We start from the raw sequence: 20686 nt of genomic DNA, 5'->3' as shown, positions 1-20686 counted from the left end.
TAAAATATATATGTACTTATTTTTAATGAATGATAGTTTTATGTTTATTTTAAAATAAAAAACCAGCTAAATATACTTATGTGTATATTTAGCTGGTTTTTTTATTTGCCTTTATGACTATTTTGAAGGTAAAATTTCTATCCAATAATTATCTGGGTCTGCTATAAAATATATACCCATATCTTTGTTTTCAAAACAAATGCATCCCATTTCTTTATGTAAATTATAAGCTGCATCAAAATCATCAACTCTTAATGCTAGATGGAACTCATTATCTCCTAAATTATATGCTCTATCCCATTCTTTAAGCCATGTTAGTTCTAACGTATGTGTAGTTTCTCCGTCTCCTAAATAAGATAGTATAAAACTTCCATCTTTTGCTTCATGTCTTTTTACTTCTTTAAGCCCAAGTGCCTTTTCATAAAACTCTAAACTTTTTTCTAAATTTAACACGTTTATATTATTGTGACAAAATCTAAATTTCATATATAATCCTCCCTGTATACATTAATAATTGCTTATTTAATTATACTAATATTAATTTATATTATAATCAAGTACTTACTAAAAAGTTAGTATTATGTTAAATTGTTTTATAGGTTAAAATATAGTAAATATCCAATAAAGGTTGTGATGTTTTTGATTATTAGAGATGGTAAAAAGTATGTTTGTAAATTAGATTTGGCTTTTGAAGTAATTAGAGGAAAGTGGAAGGTAATAATCCTATGTCATTTACTAGAAGGTCCTAAACGTTTTTTAGAACTACAGAGAATTACTTGTGGTGTAAGCCATAAAGTTCTAAATGAAAAGTTAAAAGAAATGGAAAACGATGATTTAATCTGTAAATTAGTATATGATGAACTTCCACCTAAAGTAGAATACTATTTGACAGCAAAAGGCAATGATTATGCAAAGGTACTTAAGAGTATAGAAAGTCTTGGAGATAAGTATTTCGACATGTAAAAAGGAATCAATTAAGATAATTGATTCCTTTTTCTCTTTATATTAACTTATCATCTTTTAATAATTTTAATAAAGTTGGATTTAAATTAAACTCTTTTATAAGATTATCAACTTCTTTCATTGCTCTCTTTTTCTTTTCTTGTGAAATAGAACCTTTAGAAGCTCTTATTAAAATATTTTTAGGCGAATGTGCTATATCTATAAATTCAAGAATTTGTGTTTTATATCCTAATGCTTCTAATAAATTTCCTCTAACCGCATCTGTCATAAGAGCTGATACTCTTTCCTTTATAATTCCATACTTAGTTAATATCGAAAACTCATCAGAATTTATCTGTTCATTAAATTCATGCTGACAACAAGGGACTGAGAAAATCATTTTTGTATTCCACTTCACAGCATTATAAAGTGCATAATCTGTAGCTGTATCACATGCATGTAAAGTTATAACCATATCCACATTATCAGTGTACTTATATCCATTTATATCTCCAAGTTCAAATTTTAAATTTTGATAATTATATTTTTGAGCTATATCATTACATTTCTTTATAACATCTGCTTTTAAATCTAACCCAATCATTTTTACATTTATTTTTTTTATCTCAACAAAATAGTAGTAAAGTACAAACGTTAAATATGATTTTCCACATCCAAAATCTAATATAGTTAATTCTTTATAATCATTTTTCTTTATCTCATCATCAATTATTTCAATAAACCTATTTATTTGTTTATACTTATCGTATTTAGATTTAACTACTTTTCCTTCTTGTGTAAATACACCTAAATCTATTAAAGGCTGTATTAACATACCTTCTTTAAGTATATAATTTTTTTCTCTATTATGACTTTTATTTACTAAGTTTTCATTACTGCTTTTTTTCTTACCCAGAAATACCTTACCTTTCTTAGATATTTTTAAATCATAATTAGTATTTTCAGACCAAGCAGCTACTTGTTTATAATTCTCAAAAGTCATTTCAAATAATTTTGTTTCTATCATTTCTAACTCTATATTTTCATGAAAAACTTGTTTATCTGTATATTTCTCTATCTGATAGTATTCTTTATTATTTTTTTCCTTCAATTCAATATTAATTTTATTATATTTAACATCTTTATTTAGCTTATTACTAATAACAACTTTTAAAAGCTTTTCATTTGTTATTTCTTTAATCTTAATCTTTAATTCTTCCATAATGTCACACCTTATCATTTCTAATTTTAGTTTTTGATACAACAAATACTATTATATATTACAACTCTAATAAGTTAAACTATTTTGTATAAATGTATCTATTATTATTTCAATCAATAATGTATATAAAATAAAAAGTAGAGTACTAAAATAAATTAATACTCTACTTTATTTTTAAACCTTTACTTTCTTCTTTTATTGAAAGTACTTGCTGCTAATCCTATAGTTGAAATTGTAAATAACCCTATATACGGTAACATACTATTATCATATGTTTGTGGACTATTTGAATTTTTTGATTCATAACTAGTCTTATTATCAGAACTATTTATTTTATCTTTTTGACTATCATCTTTCCCTTGATTTGAACTAGTTATATTTTCTTCATTCTTTAAGTTAGAATCATCTTTTTTAATTTCCTCTACAACTATAGGATCATTTGTAACTATTTTACTTATTGCTTGATTTTCTTCCTTTATTTCAAATATATACAATTTATCGTCTATTTTGTATCCCTCTGGTGCTTTTGTTTCTTGGTAATAGTAGTTTCCATATCCTAAGTTATCGAATTCTACTTTTCCTTCTTTATTTGTCATAGCTTTCGCTATTTCTTTTTTATTACTATCAAATATAGTAAACTCTGTATTCGCTAATACTTTTTTACTATCCTTTGAATCTGTTTTTGTTATTTGTATCTTTCCTTTTATTGCATCATTTTTAACAACTAAGTTGATATCTGAATCGGAATCTAATTTTATTTCAAATTGTATAGGATCAGTGTTTAAAATGTATCCTTGTGGTGCTTTTTTTTCAACTGCTTTATATTTACCTGGTGAAAGATTTAAATTAGCTATTCCGTCTTTACCTGTTGTTACACTTGTTACTTTCCTTCCACTTGAGTTTTGAATCTCAAATACTGCACCTTCTAATACTTTTTTCTCATTATCTGAATCAACTTTTTTTATAGTTGCATTATGATTAGATTGTGTGTTTAGTATATTTCCTAAATCTACAGTAGTTCCTATTTGGTTTTCATTTATACTGAATTTTATTTCTTTACTATCTAAGTTATATCCTTTAGGAGCTTTTATCTCCCTTAAGTAATATACTCCTGGATTATCTATTGAGTTTGATAATATTCCATTTGAATCACTATTTAATGTAGCTATAACCTTTTTATTACTATCCATTAAATTAAAAGTTGCTCCTAAAAGTGGGGATTTTGTTGTACTATCAATTTTTTTTGCAGTAAATCTATAACCTTTTTTCGTTTCAACTTTATTAGTTGTAGAGTTGTTTATCTTTGCAACATTAGTTACAATTTTCCCATCTTCAACTTTAGAAAAGTCCGTTTTTATTTTTACTTGAAGTGGTTCTCCATACTCTATTTCTTTTTTATCATTTGTAATTTTTATAGTATTGCTTTCTTTATCTATGTTTACATTAAAATGTTCTGGAGCCTCAACCCCTAAAATTTCAACCTCAGGATCTAACTTATCTGTTAAATTTAAATACCCCTTATCAAAATATCCATAACAATCAAAATCAATTGTGTAATTTACTATTTGATTATCACCTTTTTTAAGTAATGCCTTATCTACTTTTTTTCGTGCATTTATAGCCCCTGCATTCATTTCATATCTTACAACATTTTGAACATCTTTAGATTTATTATCATAACTTAATTTTGCTTTATTTGTGTAATCCTTTTGTCTCTGTGTAACTTCTAAGTCATAATAAATTAAATAATGCTTATCTGTATTCCCTATATTAACAGTTAGCTTATTATTTTCAAATTTTATCTTATCTTTCATTTTATCTGTTACCCATTCAAAGTTATCAGATATATCATATGTACCTACCATAATACTTCCATCTACTAATTTCATTCCATCTGGAATGTTATCTTCAATAATTGCATTTGTTACACTTTGATTATTAGGATTTATATCAAGTGTATATTTAACCTTATTGTCATTAAGATTTACTATATTTATAGTATTTCCATTCTCATCTTTTGCTGTCTCACTAGTTCTACTGTATTTAGTTAACATCTTACCATCGTCTTTAGGTTTTACTATTGCTTTTGATGATAATGTTTCATCATGTTTAATTAAATATGCAACATTATCATAACGTTGCATATTTTGTCTTATTATAACGCTATAACTTACTCTATATTTGTTATAAGTAGTTCCAAAATTTACATTAATTGAATTATTTTGAGTATTTATTTTGCTTTGAAAATCTTCTGTTACATCTTTCTCTGGTTGTCCATATTGTGTTTCATAAATTTTTATAGAATTTTTAACTAGCTCCATTCCGTCAGGAATAGTATCCTTTATATATGCATTATACATAGTTGCATATTTTTCATTTACATATACACTGTATTTAACTTTTTTTCCTATGACAGGATTATTTATATTGTTTATTAATGTTCCATTTTCATAACCATCATATCCATCTGGATTATCAACAGTTTTATAAATTTGTCTATCAGTTACAGTAGGAGGATCTACTGGCGGTTTTTCATCTGGAGGAACTATTTCCACATCAATATATTGAACTGTACCATCTAAGTTAACTTCAACTCTTTGTGTTGTGTTAGTTTCAACATTTTTAGCTGTAGCCTTTACACTCATGTATCCACCTATTGCATCATTTGCGCCTTCACTAAACACAGCTGTGACAATTGTTCCATCTACAGTTACATTTTTAAAATGTTCTGGAGGATATTTAGGTTGAATATTTTCAAATACATCCGGCAATTTAAATGTTATTGTGTCTCCTGCTTTTATACTCCCTGGCCCATTTAACGCCTCGTAATTTAAATTAAACTCAACTTGTTCCCCTGATTCCAATTTTGTCTTGTTGCTTGTTAATGTCAACTTAACATTATTATTTTCAGCAAACACCGTCATCCCTGGAGATATAATGTTTAATATTAGATTTAATATCACAATCATACTAAGCATTCTATACCTTTTTTTTGTTCTCACAAAATCACCTCATATTAATTTTTTATAAAAAAAAACTATATTTATATTCAATAAATATAGCCGGTTGCACCACTGACTCCGTATATCCCAGGTGCCCACATACAGGTTATACTTCTTCGCCTCTATTTTTCTTCAATTTTCATAATTCAAATAAAAAAGGCTATATTTATATTTAATAAATATAGCCGGTTGCACCACTGACTCCATATACCCCAGGTGCCCACATACAGGATATATTTCTTCGCCTCTATCTTTCTTCAATTTTTATAATACAAATAAAAAAGGCTATATTTATGTTTAATAAATATAGCCGGTTGCACCACTAACTCTGTATATCCCAGGTGCCCACATACAGAATATACTTCTTCGTTTCTATTTTGTTGATTAATCTACATAATTATAGCGTATTTTGACATTTTTTGCAATATTATATCTTATTATCTCTTCTTACTTTTACTGGTTTTTTCTTTATGTTTATTTGATTGTAGTCTTTCAAGAATTTATCACCTTTATAATTTAATATGTCAACATATGAGTACAGATCATGAACTTCAATTACCCCTATGTCTTCATTGTTTATTCCCTTTATATTGCTAAATGTACCTACTATATCTATAATCCTTATTTTTTTCTTTTTACCCGCATTTAAATATATTCTAGTTACTTCACTATGAATTTTTTCCTTATTATGGACTTTCCTTCTATTTTTAAAAATTGCAGCTGATTTTTGTTCGAACTCATATCTGCCAATTTTTATTTTATCACTTGTTATATCTTCTAAAACATTGATATCATACCCTATATATGCTTTTATTTCATCTATATATTTCCTATCTTTATCACTTACTATAGTTACTGCTTTTCCATATCGATCATGTCTTCCAGTCCTACCTATTCGGTGTATATAATTCTCCTTATCTCTAGGAACATCATAGTTTATTACTAATGATATATCATCTATGTGAATACCTCTACTAGCTACATCTGTACTTACTAATACATTATATTTTCCGTTTTTTAAATCTTTAATTGTAAATATTCTTTTATCTTGAGACATATCACCATGTAGTTGCTCTACTGAAAACTTATCTTTTTTCATTCTTCTATATAATTGAGATACTCTATCTTTAGTATTCAAGAATATTATTGTTGTTTCAGGTTTTAAAGCATATATAATATTTTTTAAAGTTTCATATTTATTTTCCTCATTAGAGTACATCAACTTTTCTTCTATTTTGTTTTTATAAATACAATTTTCATCAATAATAATTTGATTATATTTCCCCATATACATTTCACATATATGGCTTATTTCTTTTCCTATTGTAGCTGAAAACAATCCAATAGTAGACTTTGTTGGAATATTGTTAAATATAAATTTCATATCATCTACAAAACCTTTATTTAACATTTTGTCAGCTTCATCTATAATAAAATATTCTAACTGATTTAAATTTATTGTCCCTCTATTTATATGATCAATTATTCTCCCAGGGGTTGCCACAACTATATGAACTCTTTGCTTCAACTCAAAAATTTGCTCTTTTATTGGCTGTTTTCCAAATATAGCGCTACATCTAATTTTTTTCAACCTCCCTATATTTGAAACTTCGTCTTTTACTTGAAGAGCCAATTCTCTTGTTGGTACTACTATTAATGCTTGTATATTGTTATTTTCAACATTTATATTCTCGCATATAGGAATTCCAAAACTAGCTGTTTTTCCACTACCTGTTCTTGATTTAACTACAATATTTTCTTTATTTAAAAGTTTTGGAACCACTTTTTCCTGAACTTTTGAAGGTTCTAAGTATCCCATGTTAAAAAGCGCTTTAGTTATATATTTATTCAAATTAAATTTTCTAAAATTATTATCCATTTTACCACCTTATTTTACTAAATTAAATTTTTATAGCTATTTATTATATCATATATCAGAACTAATCTTACTTTTTTAACATATATTATATAATCGCTTTGATTTAGGAGGTGAATCAATTTGTGTCGTCAAGAAGGTTTTTTTAAATATTTGACAGTTATGCTAAACAACTCTAACTTGCCCCAAAATAGTATAAATAACTATTTAAAAAACATTAACTTTTTAAATAGTGAACTACAAATAATTTCAAGAAATAAGCCTAACTCATCAGATGAATACTATGTTAATTTAGACCTAAAATCAAATTTAAAAAATGCAATGTCTATAGAGAATAAACAAATCCACAAGTTGATAAAAAATAAAAATCAAGTTGATAAAAATAATCTATATTTTAGTTTAGCTAGTTTTAACTTGTATAACAGTATTTACAACAGTCTTTATTCTAGAAATGAATTTACATCTAAAGAATTATATTACTGCACAAAATTTGATACTCAAAGCAATACTATAAATCTAATAGTTAATAGCTTAAAAGAATCAAGTGAGACTCTATATTTAGATGGATACATCTTAAATCTTAAAAATTTTGCTATAGCTGATTTATTTAATTTTTATATAGAGTTAAGGGATGCTAGAGGAATAGTTTTTGCGAGTAAAATTTTCAAAAACATAGATATAGCCGGTAACTTAGGAGTATATTCTGCAAAAAAAGTATATCTGCCTTTTTTAAGTAAAGAGTATGAACTTTTTAATACTGACTTAAGTACTGTTACATGGTACTATACTTATGATTTTGTTTAAATTCTCAGAATTTATTCATAAATAGAATTTACCTTTAATAAAATTAAATATAATATATTAAATTTTAAAAGGAGAGTCCTAATTATGTTTGAAATAATAAAATTCCCTTATAACAGTCAACCTGTAGCTAGGTTGGATGCAAACAATATAGTTCATAATCATTTATATCACAATTGCCCTATTGGAAAAGTTGATAATAACATTGTTTATGATAACTCCAACAATATTATAGGAAGTATAGATGATGATGGGTTTGTATACTCAAACAACTCCAACTTAGCTCCTATTGGAAATGTTGATAATAATGGTTTGGTTTATAAAGAAAATAAATTAGTCGGTAAAATAAACTTTAAAAACTCTATGTGTCCTAAACTAGCTGGAGCTTCATATCTTTTACTAATTCACGGAAATAGATAATAAATAAAAAAGGCCCCTTGCACAAATGCAAGGGGCCTTACTTTTAAAAACTATTTTTTACAACATATCTTTTTAGCTGTTTTACATAGTTCCTTGTTATCTTCTAGTATAGCCATTAATATTAACTCTTCTAAACCTGGATGACCACATGGAAAATGTCCGCCATCTTCTAATATTCTTATTATTTCTCTTATTCCTGGGTGCCCGCATGGTAAATCCATGTCTGCTAATAAATCATATACAAATTTTCCTAAAATTTCATACACATCATTTTTGTTTCTATCTCTACAAGTTGGGAATTTAACCCATTGCCATCCATTTGAACAATTACACTTACATTTATTACATTTTTTACAGCAATTACATGGTTTACATTGATTCCATTGATTATTGCATTGACAAGTCTTTTTGCAAGAACATCCTTTTTTATATTTGCAGCTCATGCTTTCAGCTCCTATATAGTAATGTATGGATAAAATATCCATACATTACTATATGAAAAGTTTCATTTTTTGACACTATTTTACTTTTTTTATTTTCATTCATTTTTTTGCACCATATTTTACACTTATATATATATTAATATAAGGAGGTGTATATATATGCAAAATAGAAACTTTTTATGTTGTAGATGTAGATGTTGCGGAAGATGTTTTCTATTTTTTAAAATTTGTCCTAGATGTGGTTGCTGTAGACATTGCTGTAGATGCAAATGTGGATGTTAATTGTATTAAAAAGTCGATCTAAAAATAGATCGACTTTTTTTACTTAATAATTATTTTAATTTTAGTACCTTCCCCCACTTCGCTAGTTAATTCCACATCAAATCCATGTGCTATTATAATATCTTTAGCTATTGCCATTCCAAGCCCCGAACCTTTGTGTACCTCTCCAGTGTTTGTTCCTCTATAGTATCTATCAAATATTCTTTCTAAATCTTTTTTCTCAATACCTTTTCCATTATCTTGAATATTTATAATTGTTTCATCTTCATTTATATATTCAGCTTCAACTTTAATTTGCACTTTATCGTCATTATGAATTAATGCATTATAAACAAGATTGTTTATTACTCTCTTAAAAAGCATACTGTCTACTGATTTAATTATAGAATCTTTATTAGAAATAAACTCAACATCTCTATTAGAATATTTAGGATCATTTAAAATTTGAATTACAGAATCTTTTATAATTCTGACTATATTTTCATCTTTTTTGTTTAAAATTCTATCACTGCTTTTTAATTTCATAGTTAAGTTTAAGTCATCAACTAATTCTTTTATATACTCTGATTTTTCATTAATTATAACTCCATAATCTTTAGCTTCTTCCCTATCCACATCATAATCTTCATCACTTAAAATTTCCGCATATCCTTTTATTGAAGATAGAGGCGTTTTTATATCATGAGAAATATTTGCTATCCACTCTTGTTTTAATTTATCTAATTTGTTTCTTTCAATTTCATTACTTTTTAACGTATCTGACAATTTATTTAATTTTTTATACACACTTACATACAATCCTTTTTCTTTGTAATATACATCGAATTTTCCTTCTTCTAAATTTTCTACCCCTTTGATAATATTTTTCATAGGTTTTGTTAATCTTCTACTAAAAATATATCCTACTATTAAAGCTATTAGCAAGTCTATTAATAATATTATCCAGATTGATTTAAAAACAGTATCTGCAAGGTCTCTATTGTTATATGTTATTATATATTTACCAACTTCTCCTCTTCTAAATCCTAACAAATATGTGTATTCTATGTCTCCTACTTTCTTACTTGAAACCAAAATATTATCGGATCCTGAGTTAGGTAATCCACCTGCATACTTATATCCATTTATAAGTTCCATAGGGGTATATTTTTCATTTAGTTTATTCGGAGTATTATAACTATATACTTGACTTCCATCTGCATCTAAAATTTGAATCCAAATATCCTTTTCTTTTAAAATTTTCTCTCCATCTTTACTTAAATCTACTTCATTTCCGTCAATTTTAATAAACTTACTAAATGCTCTAGTAAAGTCTGCTTGTGGAATTTCTTGAGATTTTGATTTATTTGACATCATAACTCCCATTATTCCAATTATATTTAATATAGTTACAATCATAACTACGCAAATAATACTAACTACATATCTTAGTGTTATTTTCCACTTCATATTAATCTTCCTTTAAAGTTAATTTATATCCTAAACCTTTAATATTTTTTATATATTTAGGTTTAGATGGGTTATCTTCTATTTTTTCTCTAAGCCTTCTTATATGTACCATTATAGTATTATCATATCCTATAAAGTCATCGCCCCATACTTCGTCGCAAAATTTCTCTTTACTTATAATTTGCTCTAAGTGTCTAGCCATATATAAAAACATTTTAAATTCTTTAGCTTTTAATTCCAGAGTCTTTCCATGTTTTTTAACTTCTACTTTATCTTCATCTATTTCAAATGGTCCAAACTCTAACTTAGTACTTTCAGGTTCTTCTTTTATTGAATTTAATATAATGTTTTTCTTTAGATTTAACTTTACCCTAAGTACAACTTCTTTTGGGCTAAATGGCTTTGTTATATAATCATCAGCCCCTAACGCAAGCCCTACTAGCCTATCCATCTCTTCAGTCTTAGCTGATAAAAATAAAACTGGAACTTGAGATATAGATCTAATTTCTTTAAACACATCATATCCTTCTTTATCCGGCAACATTATATCTAACACTACTATATCTATATTTTGATTTTTAAATATATCTAAAGCTTCATTCCCTGTTTCTGCTGTATAAATATTGTTGAATCCTTCCTTTTTAAAAACTGTACTTAATAACTTTAATATATCTACTTCATCATCTACTAATAGTATGTTTTTTTCTTTTAGTGTACTTTCCATACAAACCTCCTATATGTCATTTTTCTAACGTTTATTTAATTGTATTTTATCCTAAAAATACCTAATTTACAAATAATGTATATAAAACAAAATGACTAATATTTAATTATAATTAAATATTAGTCATTTTTTATAAATCCTATAACTAGTAGCTTTAAATTTATTTAATTAAAAACTTTCTAAATACATATATATTTAAACCAATACCCATTAATAAAATTGCTACTAATACTATATAAACCAAACTTATAGTCCCTATACTTTGTCCAAATAAACTAATATCTCCCATATACTTTCCTATAATCATTGCTGGCTGCATTATTATATCTATATAGTTTGAGTAATTGATTATAATCATTAATTTTGCAGGTAAAAACTTCATTAAAGTTAATAGCTTTCCTATAACTAAGAATACAGTAATTCCAACTATAGATTCTACTGAGTTTTTAGTTATGAACGAAAATAAACTTGCAAATATTCCAATACTTGCAAATATAATCATCATTGTTAATATGCTTTGAATTGTATAAATATTTATTGAAATTGGGTTTACTAACGTTACTATATCAACTATTCTATATGCTTGTAATGCTCCATTTACTGGTTGTCCGTACTGAACTATAGTTATGCATCCTATTATTAACACATATATTAAATATAAGACTGCTGGTAGTATTATAGATAATGATAGTTTTGAAAATAAAGCTTTAGACTTATTTTTGCTTGATAGTATTATAGAGTCTACATTAGATAATTTTTCATCAGTATATATATTAGAAAATATATATATTGTAATACCAACTATAACAACACTTACAAGCATGTTACTTAATCTATAATTAAAAACTTTGTAAAAACTTACATCTTTATATTCTTTTCCTGAATCCTTATCAAGCTTTAAATTTGCCATATCACTAGTTTTTTTAGTTAGATCATCTGTATTTTTCATACTATTTTGTGATTGTATCTCTTTCAATTCGCTTATCTTATAGCTTAATTTTTCATTTGCTATAGTAGATTCAGATCTATTATCTACCGTATATTTTCCTTTATCATCTACATATGAGTTCTCTGTTTCCAAATCAGGTTTTATAAGGCTCATCATTCCACATAAAAGTAATAAAATAATACTAGATATTATTATTGATTTATTTTTAAATAATTTTTTAATTTCCCATTTAAGCATCTGTTACCTCCTAAAGATAATTTTATAGTTTTTAAATTCCTTCATATTATATTGCATAAATTATCTTTCTTGTAAGAAACCTATACTTGTAAGTCTATATAATACATAACTTCCTAATATACTTATCCCTATAAATACTACAAACGCTATAGGTGATACTCCATATCTTATAAGTTGTTGACTGTACATTCCAAACAATGGTGTAAATCCTAATATTTTTTCACTTATAAAACTTCCTGCTATATATGGTATTCCCATCACTAACCCACATATAAAGAATGGGACTACTGCTTTTTGACTTATAGATGATAACCATAACCCTAATTGTGCAAATAGGAAAGATCCTAAAATTACTGTTAATGTCATTATCATTAACATTTGTAATACTGTTAAATTAGATCCACTATTTCCAAAGTACCAAATGTTTTTTATACTCATTTGTAATCCGCTAAAGTGAATTCCTATTATTATCTTAAAGCTCATAACTCCAAGTATTGATAAATTTATTAAACTTGCAACTAAACCGTAAACTATACTTTTAGCTAAAACTAATTTACTTTTACCATTTTTAGTAGATTTTACTATCGAATCCATATTAGAGCTATATTCTAATACATAACTTCCAGAAAATAAACTAAACATTAAAATTCCCATTAATGGAGATAGTCCATAAAACTTACTAAACAGATCTCCATAACTATCTGATAATCCCCCAGTTCTAACACTTACATATGCTAAAAATAAAGAAAATAGCCAAAATACCATGAGTCCTTTTTTCTTTATTATCTTTTTAAACTCTGCATTTACAATATTATTCATAATTTATACCTCCCTTGAATCTTCTAAGTCAAAATAAAACATATACACGTCCTCAAACCTAGGCTCTATACTCTTTGCGTCAAAACCTTTTATTAAATTTTCACTTATAACTCTAAGTTCTATATCATCTACTCCACGTTGCACACTAACTACTTTATACTTATTTTGTATTGCATAAACTTCACTTTCATTTTTAACTTTTATACTATAAACTTTTCCATTCATATCATCTAATATTTCTTTATGAGTACCTTGTAATAATACCTTCCCATCCTTTATCATTATAGTTTCTTTAGCAACAGATTCTATATCTGATATAATGTGTGTTGATAGTATTACTATAGTTTCTTTACCTATTTGAGATAATAAGTTTCTAAATCTTGCCCTTTCCTGGGGGTCAAGTCCTGCTGTTGGTTCATCTAATATAAGTATTTTAGGATCATTTAAAAGAGCTTGTGCTATTCCAACTCTTCTCTTCATACCCCCTGAAAATTTTGATATTGCTTTATTTCTTACATCATAAAGTCCTACTAATTTTAGTAATTTGTCAGTTTTTTCTTTAGCTATGCTTTTATCCATACCTTTTAATGCTCCTATATATAATAAAAACTCTTTTGCACTAAAGTTTTTGTAAGCATCAAAATCTTGTGGCAGGTAGCCTACTATAGCTCTATAGTTTTCGTCTAAAGTATTTATATCTTTTCCATTGTAAAGAATCTTTCCACTTGTAGGTTGTTTTAATGTTGCAATTTGTTTCATTAAAGTCGTTTTACCAGCTCCATTTGGTCCAAGCAATCCGTAAACTCCACTTTCTAAAACTAAGTTTATATTTTCATTCGCGTTTTTGTATTTGTATGATTTCGTTAAATTTACTATTTCTAATTTATTCATAATTACCTCCATATATTGTGTTCGTTGTTATGGTTATATTATATTTAGATAATCTTAATCCATTATAAACTCAATCTTAAATAATCCTTAAATAAATTAAAATTAAAATAAAAAATAGACACTATGCTTTTTTAATATTGCATCGTGTCTATTTTTTATTTAATTATTATTTAATTCCAGGTAAATTTTTTCTTATAACATGCTCTATTGATGTTTTTTCTATATTGTGGCTATCTGCCAAGTAACTTGTCTCGATTATAGCATTGCTATCTATATCTAAAATGTTACGTTTCAAAGTTGGGTAAGTAAACTTATCAGTTATACATAAAATAACTTTCGATTCATTTCCTGAATATCCTCCATACCCTTGTAAATATGTTATCGAAATACCTAAATTATTTACAATATGATTTCCTATATCTTCAACTTTATTAGACATTACTATAATAGACCTACCTTGGTTAAATCCATCTAATATTAAATCCACTAACTTAGTCATCATATATATTACAATCAAAGAAAACATCGCACTTTCAATACTAAGCACTATTGCCGTAACTACTAAAACAATAATATTTATACTCATTAAAAATGTAGATACAGGTATTTTAAATTTTTGATTTGCCCATACAGCTAGCATCTCACTACCATCTATAGCTCCTCCGAACTTAATAACAGTTCCTGCTCCTAATCCTAGTGCTACCCCTCCATAAATTACTATTAACAACTCCGACGTAGTGACTGGTGGAACTGGTGTTAAAAAATATAAAAATGTAGATGCACAAATGTTAGCCCATAAGGTTTTAAATAGAAAGATTCTATCAAATGTTTTTGATGTAAATAGTAAAATTGGTATATTAAATCCAAGTAATAGTATAAACATAGGAATACCTGTTAATGAATGTATTATTACTGATAAAGCAGTTGTACCACTATCAACCATCCCATTTGGAGACAATATCAACTCAAGACCCATCGCTACAATTAATGATCCAATTGTTATCATTATAAATTCATAACCCGTTCTTATTCTTTTTGCATTAACTTCTTTCATTTTATCACCTCTTTTAATTCCTTATAATTTTATAATAAAATTATTCTATTTTTATAATCATATTATATTATAAATTCACCTAGTTTTCAAGAATTTTCTGAAAATTAAATACATTTTTTTATAATTTATTAATTTCAAGGTTTCTACACTTTTTATTGTGTCAAAAGTATTACTATCTATACATATCCTCGATACAGTTAAATTTTCTATTTATTAATATACCATCTTCACTGTTTATGTGCCTGAATTTTTTCAAATTTAACAATCCACTTTAATATAGTAAGTATTTGTAAAAAATTTTTAACTTTTTCAAGCTTATGTTAAGTCCATATTAATACATGAAATATATTTTATTTCACTTATAATTTCAATAAAATTTGCTTTTACTATAGGATTAACAATCTTTATAAATCAGTTTGATATTTTTAGGTTCACCACTATTAACAATTTTTTAATGTTTATCTAAAATTGTTAAGTTTAAATTTAACATTTTCTTAACATAACTTGTCGAATTTTTTGGTATCATATTATCGTACATAAGAAAGTAAGAAAATTGAAAATAAGAAAATTAACATTTCCGAGGAGGGAACAATCTTGTCTATATTCATAAGTCTTATTGGGGGTCTTGGTTTATTCCTTTATGGTATGAACATAATGGGAGAAGGTCTTCAAAAATCAACAGGTCCTAAACTTGAAAAAGCTATAGAGCTTTTAACTAGTAACGTAGTTATGGGAGTTTTAGTAGGAGCTGTTGTAACTGGTATCATACAAAGTAGTGGAGCTACTACTGTAATGGTAGTTGGGTTCGTTAACGCAGGAATAATGACTCTATATCAAGCAATAGGTATTATAATGGGAGCAAATATAGGTACTACTGTAACAGCTCAGTTAGTATCTTTTGACGCGAGCATATTTTCATCTATAGCTTTAGGGGTAGGTATTGTTTTATATATGATTGGTTCAAAATCTAAACCACAATTAAAAAATATATCAGAAATTCTTATAGGATTTGCAATACTATTTATAGGTATGGAATTTATGAAGGATGCAGTCGCACCTTTGTCTGAATATGCATTTTTTAGAAATATGTTAGCAGGACTTGCAACTCATCCAGTATTAGCATTACTTGCTGGTTTTGCTATGACTACTTGTTTGCAAAGTTCAAGTGCTTCAATGGGTATATTAATTGCTTTATCATCTCAAGGGTTAATGCCTTTAGCTGGTGCATTACCAATTTTATATGGAGATAATATAGGTAGTTGTACTACCTCGCTTATATCATGTGTTGGTGCAAATAAAAACGCTAAAAGAGCGGCCTTAATGCATTTATGTTTTAACGTAATAGGAACATTATTATTTATGTTAATTTTAAATAAACCTATAACAATGATAGTTACACATTTAGATCCAACTGATACAGCTAGACAAATAGCTAACTCCCATACTTTATTTAACTTAATAAATGTTGTACTATTGTTACCGTTCTCTAAATATATAGTTAAATTAGTTATGTTACTTATACCTGATAAGCCAGGCGAGGAAGAAGAATATGATAGTCATGTAACTAAGTATTTAGATGAAAGAATGTTAGAAACTCCATCTATAGCTTTTGGAAATACAGTTAGAGAAGCTCTTAGAATGGGTCGTAAAGCTAAGAAAAGTTTTACATGTTCTATGAATGCATTGCTTGAACATTCTGAAGAAGATGTAAAAACTACATTTGAAAAAGAGAAAGCACTAGATGAGCAACAAAGAAAAGTACTAGATTACCTTATAAAACTGTCCAATAAAACTTTAGATGATAAAATGAGATTTTCTCTAGATTTATTATTCCACACAGTAAATGATATAGAAAGAGTTGGAGACTTATCAGAGAATATAGCTGAGTTAGCCCAGTCATCAATGAAACTTAAAGCTTTTATGTCAGATAATGCAAAATCTGAAATAATAGATATATACAATAAAGTTTTAGATGCCTACACTTTATCTCTTGAGGCAATGAAACAAAATAGTGTAAACTTTGCAAATGATGTTTTAAAAATAGAAGATGAAGTTGATGCTTTAGATAAATTATATAGAGCTAAACATATGAATAGATTAAATATTCATTCTTGTAGTATAGACTCTGGAATAATATATTTAGATTTATTAACTAATCTTGAAAGAATCTCAGATCACTCTGCAAGTATAGCTAAAAGAGTTATAAAAATTAATCAAAATCAATCAGCATAAAAAGGAGATGAATTTTCATCTCCTTTTTTACATTATGCTTTTATCTATAACATCTTTTATATTAACAGATTTATTATCTTCCACTTTAACAACTTCACCTTCCCAGGTTCTTATCATTATATAATCCGATCCCTTTGAGATTAAATATTGAGGTAATAAAGGTGTTTTACCTTTTCCTTTAGGAGCATTTATTATATAAGTTGGAATAGCCATCCCTGATGTATACCCTCTTAGATACTCCATTATCTCCATACCTTCATCTACAGATGTATTAAAATGAGTAGTTCCTTTTACATGTTTACTATGGAATATATAGTAAGGTTTTACTCTTATTTTAAGAAGTTCATGATTTAAGCATCTCATTAAATATTTATCATTATTAACTCCATTTAATAAAACTGCTTGATTTCCTAATGGAATTCCGTTATTTGCTAATTTTTCGCAAGCTTCTTTTGTTTCTTTTGTTATTTCCATTGGATGGTTAAAATGTGTATTTATATATATAGGATGATATTTCTTTATCATATTGCAAAATTCATCAGTGATTCTTTGGGGCATAGTTACTAAAGTTCTACTTCCTAATCTTATATAATCTACATGATCAATTTTTCTTATTTCACTAATTATCCACTCTAGCATATCATCATTAAGCGTAAGTGGATCTCCCCCAGTTATAAGTACATCTCTTATTTCTGTATTCTCTTTAATATAATTTATAGACTCTTTAATTACTTCTTTGCTTTTTTGGCAATCTTCTTGTCCAATATTTCTTCTTCTTTGACAGTGCCTACAGTACATAGCACACTCATTTGTAACATTTATAATTAATCTATCTGGATATCGTCTAGTTATACTACCTGCTGGATTAGTGAATTCTTCTCCCATAGGATCTAAATCACTTATTGATTCATCTAGTTCTACACTAGATGGAATTGACATTAGTTTTATTGAATCATATGGGTTATTAGGATCTATTAAACTTAGATAGTATGGAGAAATCGCCCATCTAAATTTACTTTGAACATTTTTAATATTTTCAACTTCTTTTTCAGTTAAACTTAAAATTTTACTAAGAATATCAACATCAGTTATCCTATTAGATAACTGCCATTTATAATCATCCCAGTCTTCTTCTTTTGCATTTAAAACCTCTAAAATTTTTCTTTTTCTATGCTTTATGGATTCTTCATTTTTAATACCAGTTGGAATTGTATCTTTAATTTTTATATAATCTTCTATTCTTGATTTTAACTCTGATGCTCTTTCTAAAGAAATCTTATTCTTCTCATTCATAAGCAACTTCCCTAAGCTTTGTTACTTAGGTTCCCCCTTCCATGTCATAGTTGTATTTTTTTTAACATAATTAATGACTGATTACTTGCATTTTTTTATTCTTTGAATTTATTCTATCATATTTTTTCTCTTTTTTCAATAAATTCTGAAATTTAACAAAATTAATAGGTCTTAATTAAATTAAGACCTTCTAATTTCATTTATATATAATGTTTTTTATAACTTGAACTCCATTTTGAATCATGCTATTAAAAAATACTATATTCATAATTTCCGCATTATGTATTTTAGGTATATCGTAAGTATCTACTAAATTCATTGGTACTATAATTTTCTTATAAATATTATTTTGATTAAAATATGACTTTAATGTAACTGCAAATTGATAAATACAAATATCAGTACAATCTCCAACAATTATAATGTTCTCAATATTTTTAAAGCTTATCTCATTCAAACAGAAAAATCCATTAGTAGAGTTTTTAGGTACTATTTTTATATTGCTAATAGCTTTTATTTCACTAACAACATCACTTTCTTCATCATCACTTAAGCAATGTGTTTGGTAACTATGTAACTCTATAGAATCTTTAGTATGGCTATCCGTAAATGCTACCACTTTGCAATTTTTACTAGCTACATAATCACCTAAGTTTTTAATTGGATTTATCAAATTTTCTACTCTATCTGAATATAAAGAGCCTTTTCTAGCAAATCCATTGTTCATATCTACAATAAATAATATAGTTTTTTCCATATCAATATCATTAATGTTTATATCTTCTAATTGGGTTAAAACCTCTTTCATATATTTTAAATCATTTAATAAATTTTCCAATTTACCACCCCTTTATAAATATTTATTACAATGATATCAAAGTATTTATATATCATCAATTAAAGCTTTTCAAAAAAATTAAAAAGTATAATTGTATGTATACAATTATACTTTTTACACTTAGTAGTAAACTATACTTTCAATTATATTTAATTCTTCTTCTTTGCTATTTATTAAGGTTAGGTTTTCTTTAAATCCTTTTTTAAATTTTACTATAGCTAAATCACCTTGTTCTGCTTGAAGTATATTACCGTTTTCTAATTTTATTTTAAAACCTCCATTTAAACTATAAAAACAATTAAATTCATACCTGTAACAATTATCATTTAAATTAATTTTAGGCTCTAAATTTATTTCTGATTTTACATTTATGTATCTTAATTCTCCAGTACAATCTTTGCTTGTCATCAAATTAAAATCTGTAGCTTTTCCATAGCTTATAGTATTCCAATCTCCACTAAAGCTATCTACTTCAAATTTTTCAAGTTTTTTATCATAATGATTTTGATGACTTAATAGTAACTCTCCATCTAAAACCATTATTTTCCTTTTTATATTTGGAAGTTTAGTAAATTCTGATTTTTCTAATTCCACAATTGCTGAGCTTATTCTCCATTTAAAGTTTCTCTCTTCATACGAAGAATTTTCAGGATATATATACAATTGATTTGTGATTCCTCCAGACCATTTGTTAATTTTTTGACCTTGTTCTTTTATAATTTTAATCTTACAAGTCAAAATATCCCCCTCCTAATTTAAATACATATTTACCTTAATTATATATTAAATACTATGCCTATATTACAATGTAATAAAATTATTTTAAAAATAAAAACTGTAGAAAATTAAATTCTACAGTTTTTTATTTCTTAATATCTTGCTCTATCTATTCCTCCAAGAACTATATGTGCAACTCCTGCTCCTACTAAAAGAGCCCCTGCCATATTTTTATAATCTTTTTTATCAAATTTATCATGTTTATTTTGCTTAATATCTAAAACAATTCCTGCTGTCGTAACTGCAGTTCCTAATGCTATTGGGATCATACCTTTTTTCATTAATTCACCCTCCATATAAGTTATTAAGTTTTAATATTTTAAAACTCTATAATTAATATCTCACGAATTTTATCTTTACATTCGAAGTAATATTTTCATAATTTGTATAAAAGTATTTTAATTAATATTTATTTTTAAATTTTGGTATACTTTA

20 protein-coding genes and 3 riboswitches are annotated in these 20686 nt (G+C 26.4%); of the genes, 5 read left to right on the top strand and 15 right to left on the bottom strand.

All coding sequences use genetic code 11. From position 1 onward, the window contains the following. Positions 1-117: 117 nt before the first annotated feature. A complete protein-coding gene (locus VN21_RS05480) occupies positions 118-486 on the bottom strand; it encodes a VOC family protein (RefSeq protein WP_021433496.1) in 369 nt (122 codons plus the stop codon). 147 nt (positions 487-633) lie between these two features. Between VN21_RS05480 and VN21_RS05475 the strand changes: the two genes are divergently transcribed. Continuing rightward, positions 634-963 carry a winged helix-turn-helix transcriptional regulator gene (locus tag VN21_RS05475; protein ID WP_332840846.1) on the top strand — a complete coding sequence of 110 codons (330 nt, stop codon included), beginning with the start codon at positions 634-636 and terminating at the stop codon, positions 961-963. 37 nt (positions 964-1000) lie between these two features. On the opposite strand, the gene VN21_RS05470 is transcribed toward VN21_RS05475, so the two are convergent. The 3 genes from VN21_RS05470 to VN21_RS05460 form a co-directional block, all read right to left on the bottom strand. Beyond that, positions 1001-2164 (bottom strand): class I SAM-dependent methyltransferase, encoded by a 1164-nt coding sequence (locus VN21_RS05470; RefSeq protein WP_046822414.1) that lies wholly within the window; start codon positions 2162-2164, stop codon positions 1001-1003. Between the two features lie 182 nt (positions 2165-2346). After that, on the bottom strand, positions 2347-5166 hold the full coding sequence (locus VN21_RS17815) for a SpaA isopeptide-forming pilin-related protein (protein WP_052951987.1): 2820 nt from the start codon (positions 5164-5166) through the stop codon (positions 2347-2349). Positions 5167-5215: 49 nt separating this feature from the next. After that, positions 5216-5299, bottom strand: a riboswitch (cyclic di-GMP riboswitch). Between the two features lie 41 nt (positions 5300-5340). Then, positions 5341-5424: riboswitch (cyclic di-GMP riboswitch) on the bottom strand. A 41-nt stretch (positions 5425-5465) separates the two neighbouring features. Further along, positions 5466-5549: riboswitch (cyclic di-GMP riboswitch) on the bottom strand. 44 nt (positions 5550-5593) lie between these two features. Continuing rightward, positions 5594-7045, bottom strand: coding sequence for a DEAD/DEAH box helicase (locus VN21_RS05460; RefSeq protein WP_046822413.1), 1452 nt, complete (start codon positions 7043-7045; stop codon positions 5594-5596). A 120-nt stretch (positions 7046-7165) separates the two neighbouring features. Between VN21_RS05460 and VN21_RS05455 the strand changes: the two genes are divergently transcribed. Together VN21_RS05455 and VN21_RS05450 are read left to right on the top strand one after the other, a co-directional pair. Continuing rightward, complete coding sequence (locus tag VN21_RS05455; protein WP_046822412.1) at positions 7166-7846, top strand: hypothetical protein; 681 nt, start codon at positions 7166-7168, stop codon at positions 7844-7846. Positions 7847-7930: 84 nt separating this feature from the next. Next, a complete protein-coding gene (locus VN21_RS05450) occupies positions 7931-8263 on the top strand; it encodes a hypothetical protein (protein WP_046822411.1) in 333 nt (110 codons plus the stop codon). Between the two features lie 50 nt (positions 8264-8313). Here VN21_RS05450 and VN21_RS05445 read toward each other — a convergent pair whose 3' ends face one another. Continuing rightward, entirely contained in the window at positions 8314-8706 is a 393-nt protein-coding gene (locus VN21_RS05445; RefSeq protein WP_046822410.1) for a hypothetical protein, read from the bottom strand. A 159-nt stretch (positions 8707-8865) separates the two neighbouring features. Here VN21_RS05445 and VN21_RS19225 point away from each other — a divergent pair, with 159 nt between their 5' ends. Beyond that, on the top strand, positions 8866-8988 hold the full coding sequence (locus VN21_RS19225) for a hypothetical protein (RefSeq protein ID WP_263331390.1): 123 nt from the start codon (positions 8866-8868) through the stop codon (positions 8986-8988). 39 nt (positions 8989-9027) lie between these two features. Here the strand turns inward: VN21_RS19225 and VN21_RS05440 are convergent, their stop codons facing one another. The 6 genes from VN21_RS05440 to VN21_RS05415 form a co-directional block, all read right to left on the bottom strand. Beyond that, entirely contained in the window at positions 9028-10437 is a 1410-nt protein-coding gene (locus tag VN21_RS05440; protein WP_046822409.1) for a sensor histidine kinase, read from the bottom strand. A gap of 1 nt (position 10438) precedes the next feature. Then, complete coding sequence (locus VN21_RS05435; RefSeq protein WP_046822408.1) at positions 10439-11161, bottom strand: response regulator transcription factor; 723 nt, start codon at positions 11159-11161, stop codon at positions 10439-10441. A 160-nt stretch (positions 11162-11321) separates the two neighbouring features. Next, positions 11322-12347, bottom strand: a complete 1026-nt coding sequence (locus VN21_RS05430; RefSeq protein WP_046822407.1) for an ABC transporter permease — start codon at positions 12345-12347, stop codon at positions 11322-11324. 60 nt (positions 12348-12407) lie between these two features. Next, positions 12408-13166: an ABC transporter permease gene (locus VN21_RS05425; protein WP_046822406.1), complete on the bottom strand. Its 759-nt coding sequence runs from the start codon at positions 13164-13166 to the stop codon at positions 12408-12410. Positions 13167-13169: 3 nt separating this feature from the next. Then, on the bottom strand, positions 13170-14057 hold the full coding sequence (locus VN21_RS05420; RefSeq protein WP_046822405.1) for an ABC transporter ATP-binding protein: 888 nt from the start codon (positions 14055-14057) through the stop codon (positions 13170-13172). A gap of 166 nt (positions 14058-14223) precedes the next feature. Continuing rightward, the gene (locus VN21_RS05415; protein WP_052951986.1) at positions 14224-15111 is read right to left on the bottom strand and encodes a YitT family protein; all 888 of its coding nucleotides are present in this window, start codon (positions 15109-15111) and stop codon (positions 14224-14226) included. A gap of 594 nt (positions 15112-15705) precedes the next feature. Between VN21_RS05415 and VN21_RS05410 the strand changes: the two genes are divergently transcribed. Continuing rightward, the gene (locus VN21_RS05410; RefSeq protein ID WP_046822404.1) at positions 15706-17343 is read left to right on the top strand and encodes a Na/Pi cotransporter family protein; all 1638 of its coding nucleotides are present in this window, start codon (positions 15706-15708) and stop codon (positions 17341-17343) included. A gap of 27 nt (positions 17344-17370) precedes the next feature. Here VN21_RS05410 and eam read toward each other — a convergent pair whose 3' ends face one another. The 4 genes from eam to VN21_RS05390 form a co-directional block, all read right to left on the bottom strand. After that, positions 17371-18636 (bottom strand): glutamate 2,3-aminomutase, encoded by a 1266-nt coding sequence (gene eam, locus VN21_RS05405; protein WP_046822403.1) that lies wholly within the window; start codon positions 18634-18636, stop codon positions 17371-17373. Between the two features lie 196 nt (positions 18637-18832). Further along, a complete protein-coding gene (locus VN21_RS05400) occupies positions 18833-19474 on the bottom strand; it encodes an isochorismatase family cysteine hydrolase (protein WP_152650775.1) in 642 nt (213 codons plus the stop codon). A 120-nt stretch (positions 19475-19594) separates the two neighbouring features. After that, positions 19595-20212 (bottom strand): HutD family protein, encoded by a 618-nt coding sequence (locus tag VN21_RS05395; RefSeq protein ID WP_046822402.1) that lies wholly within the window; start codon positions 20210-20212, stop codon positions 19595-19597. A gap of 131 nt (positions 20213-20343) precedes the next feature. Further along, the gene (locus VN21_RS05390; RefSeq protein WP_046822401.1) at positions 20344-20532 is read right to left on the bottom strand and encodes a hypothetical protein; all 189 of its coding nucleotides are present in this window, start codon (positions 20530-20532) and stop codon (positions 20344-20346) included. Between the last annotated feature and the right edge of the window lie 154 nt (positions 20533-20686).

Source organism: Paraclostridium benzoelyticum (genome assembly GCF_001006285.1).
Classification (GTDB): domain Bacteria; phylum Bacillota; class Clostridia; order Peptostreptococcales; family Peptostreptococcaceae; genus Paraclostridium; species Paraclostridium benzoelyticum.
Note: the sequence above shows the minus strand (reverse complement) of the source record. Positions and strands in the feature narration are given on the sequence as shown.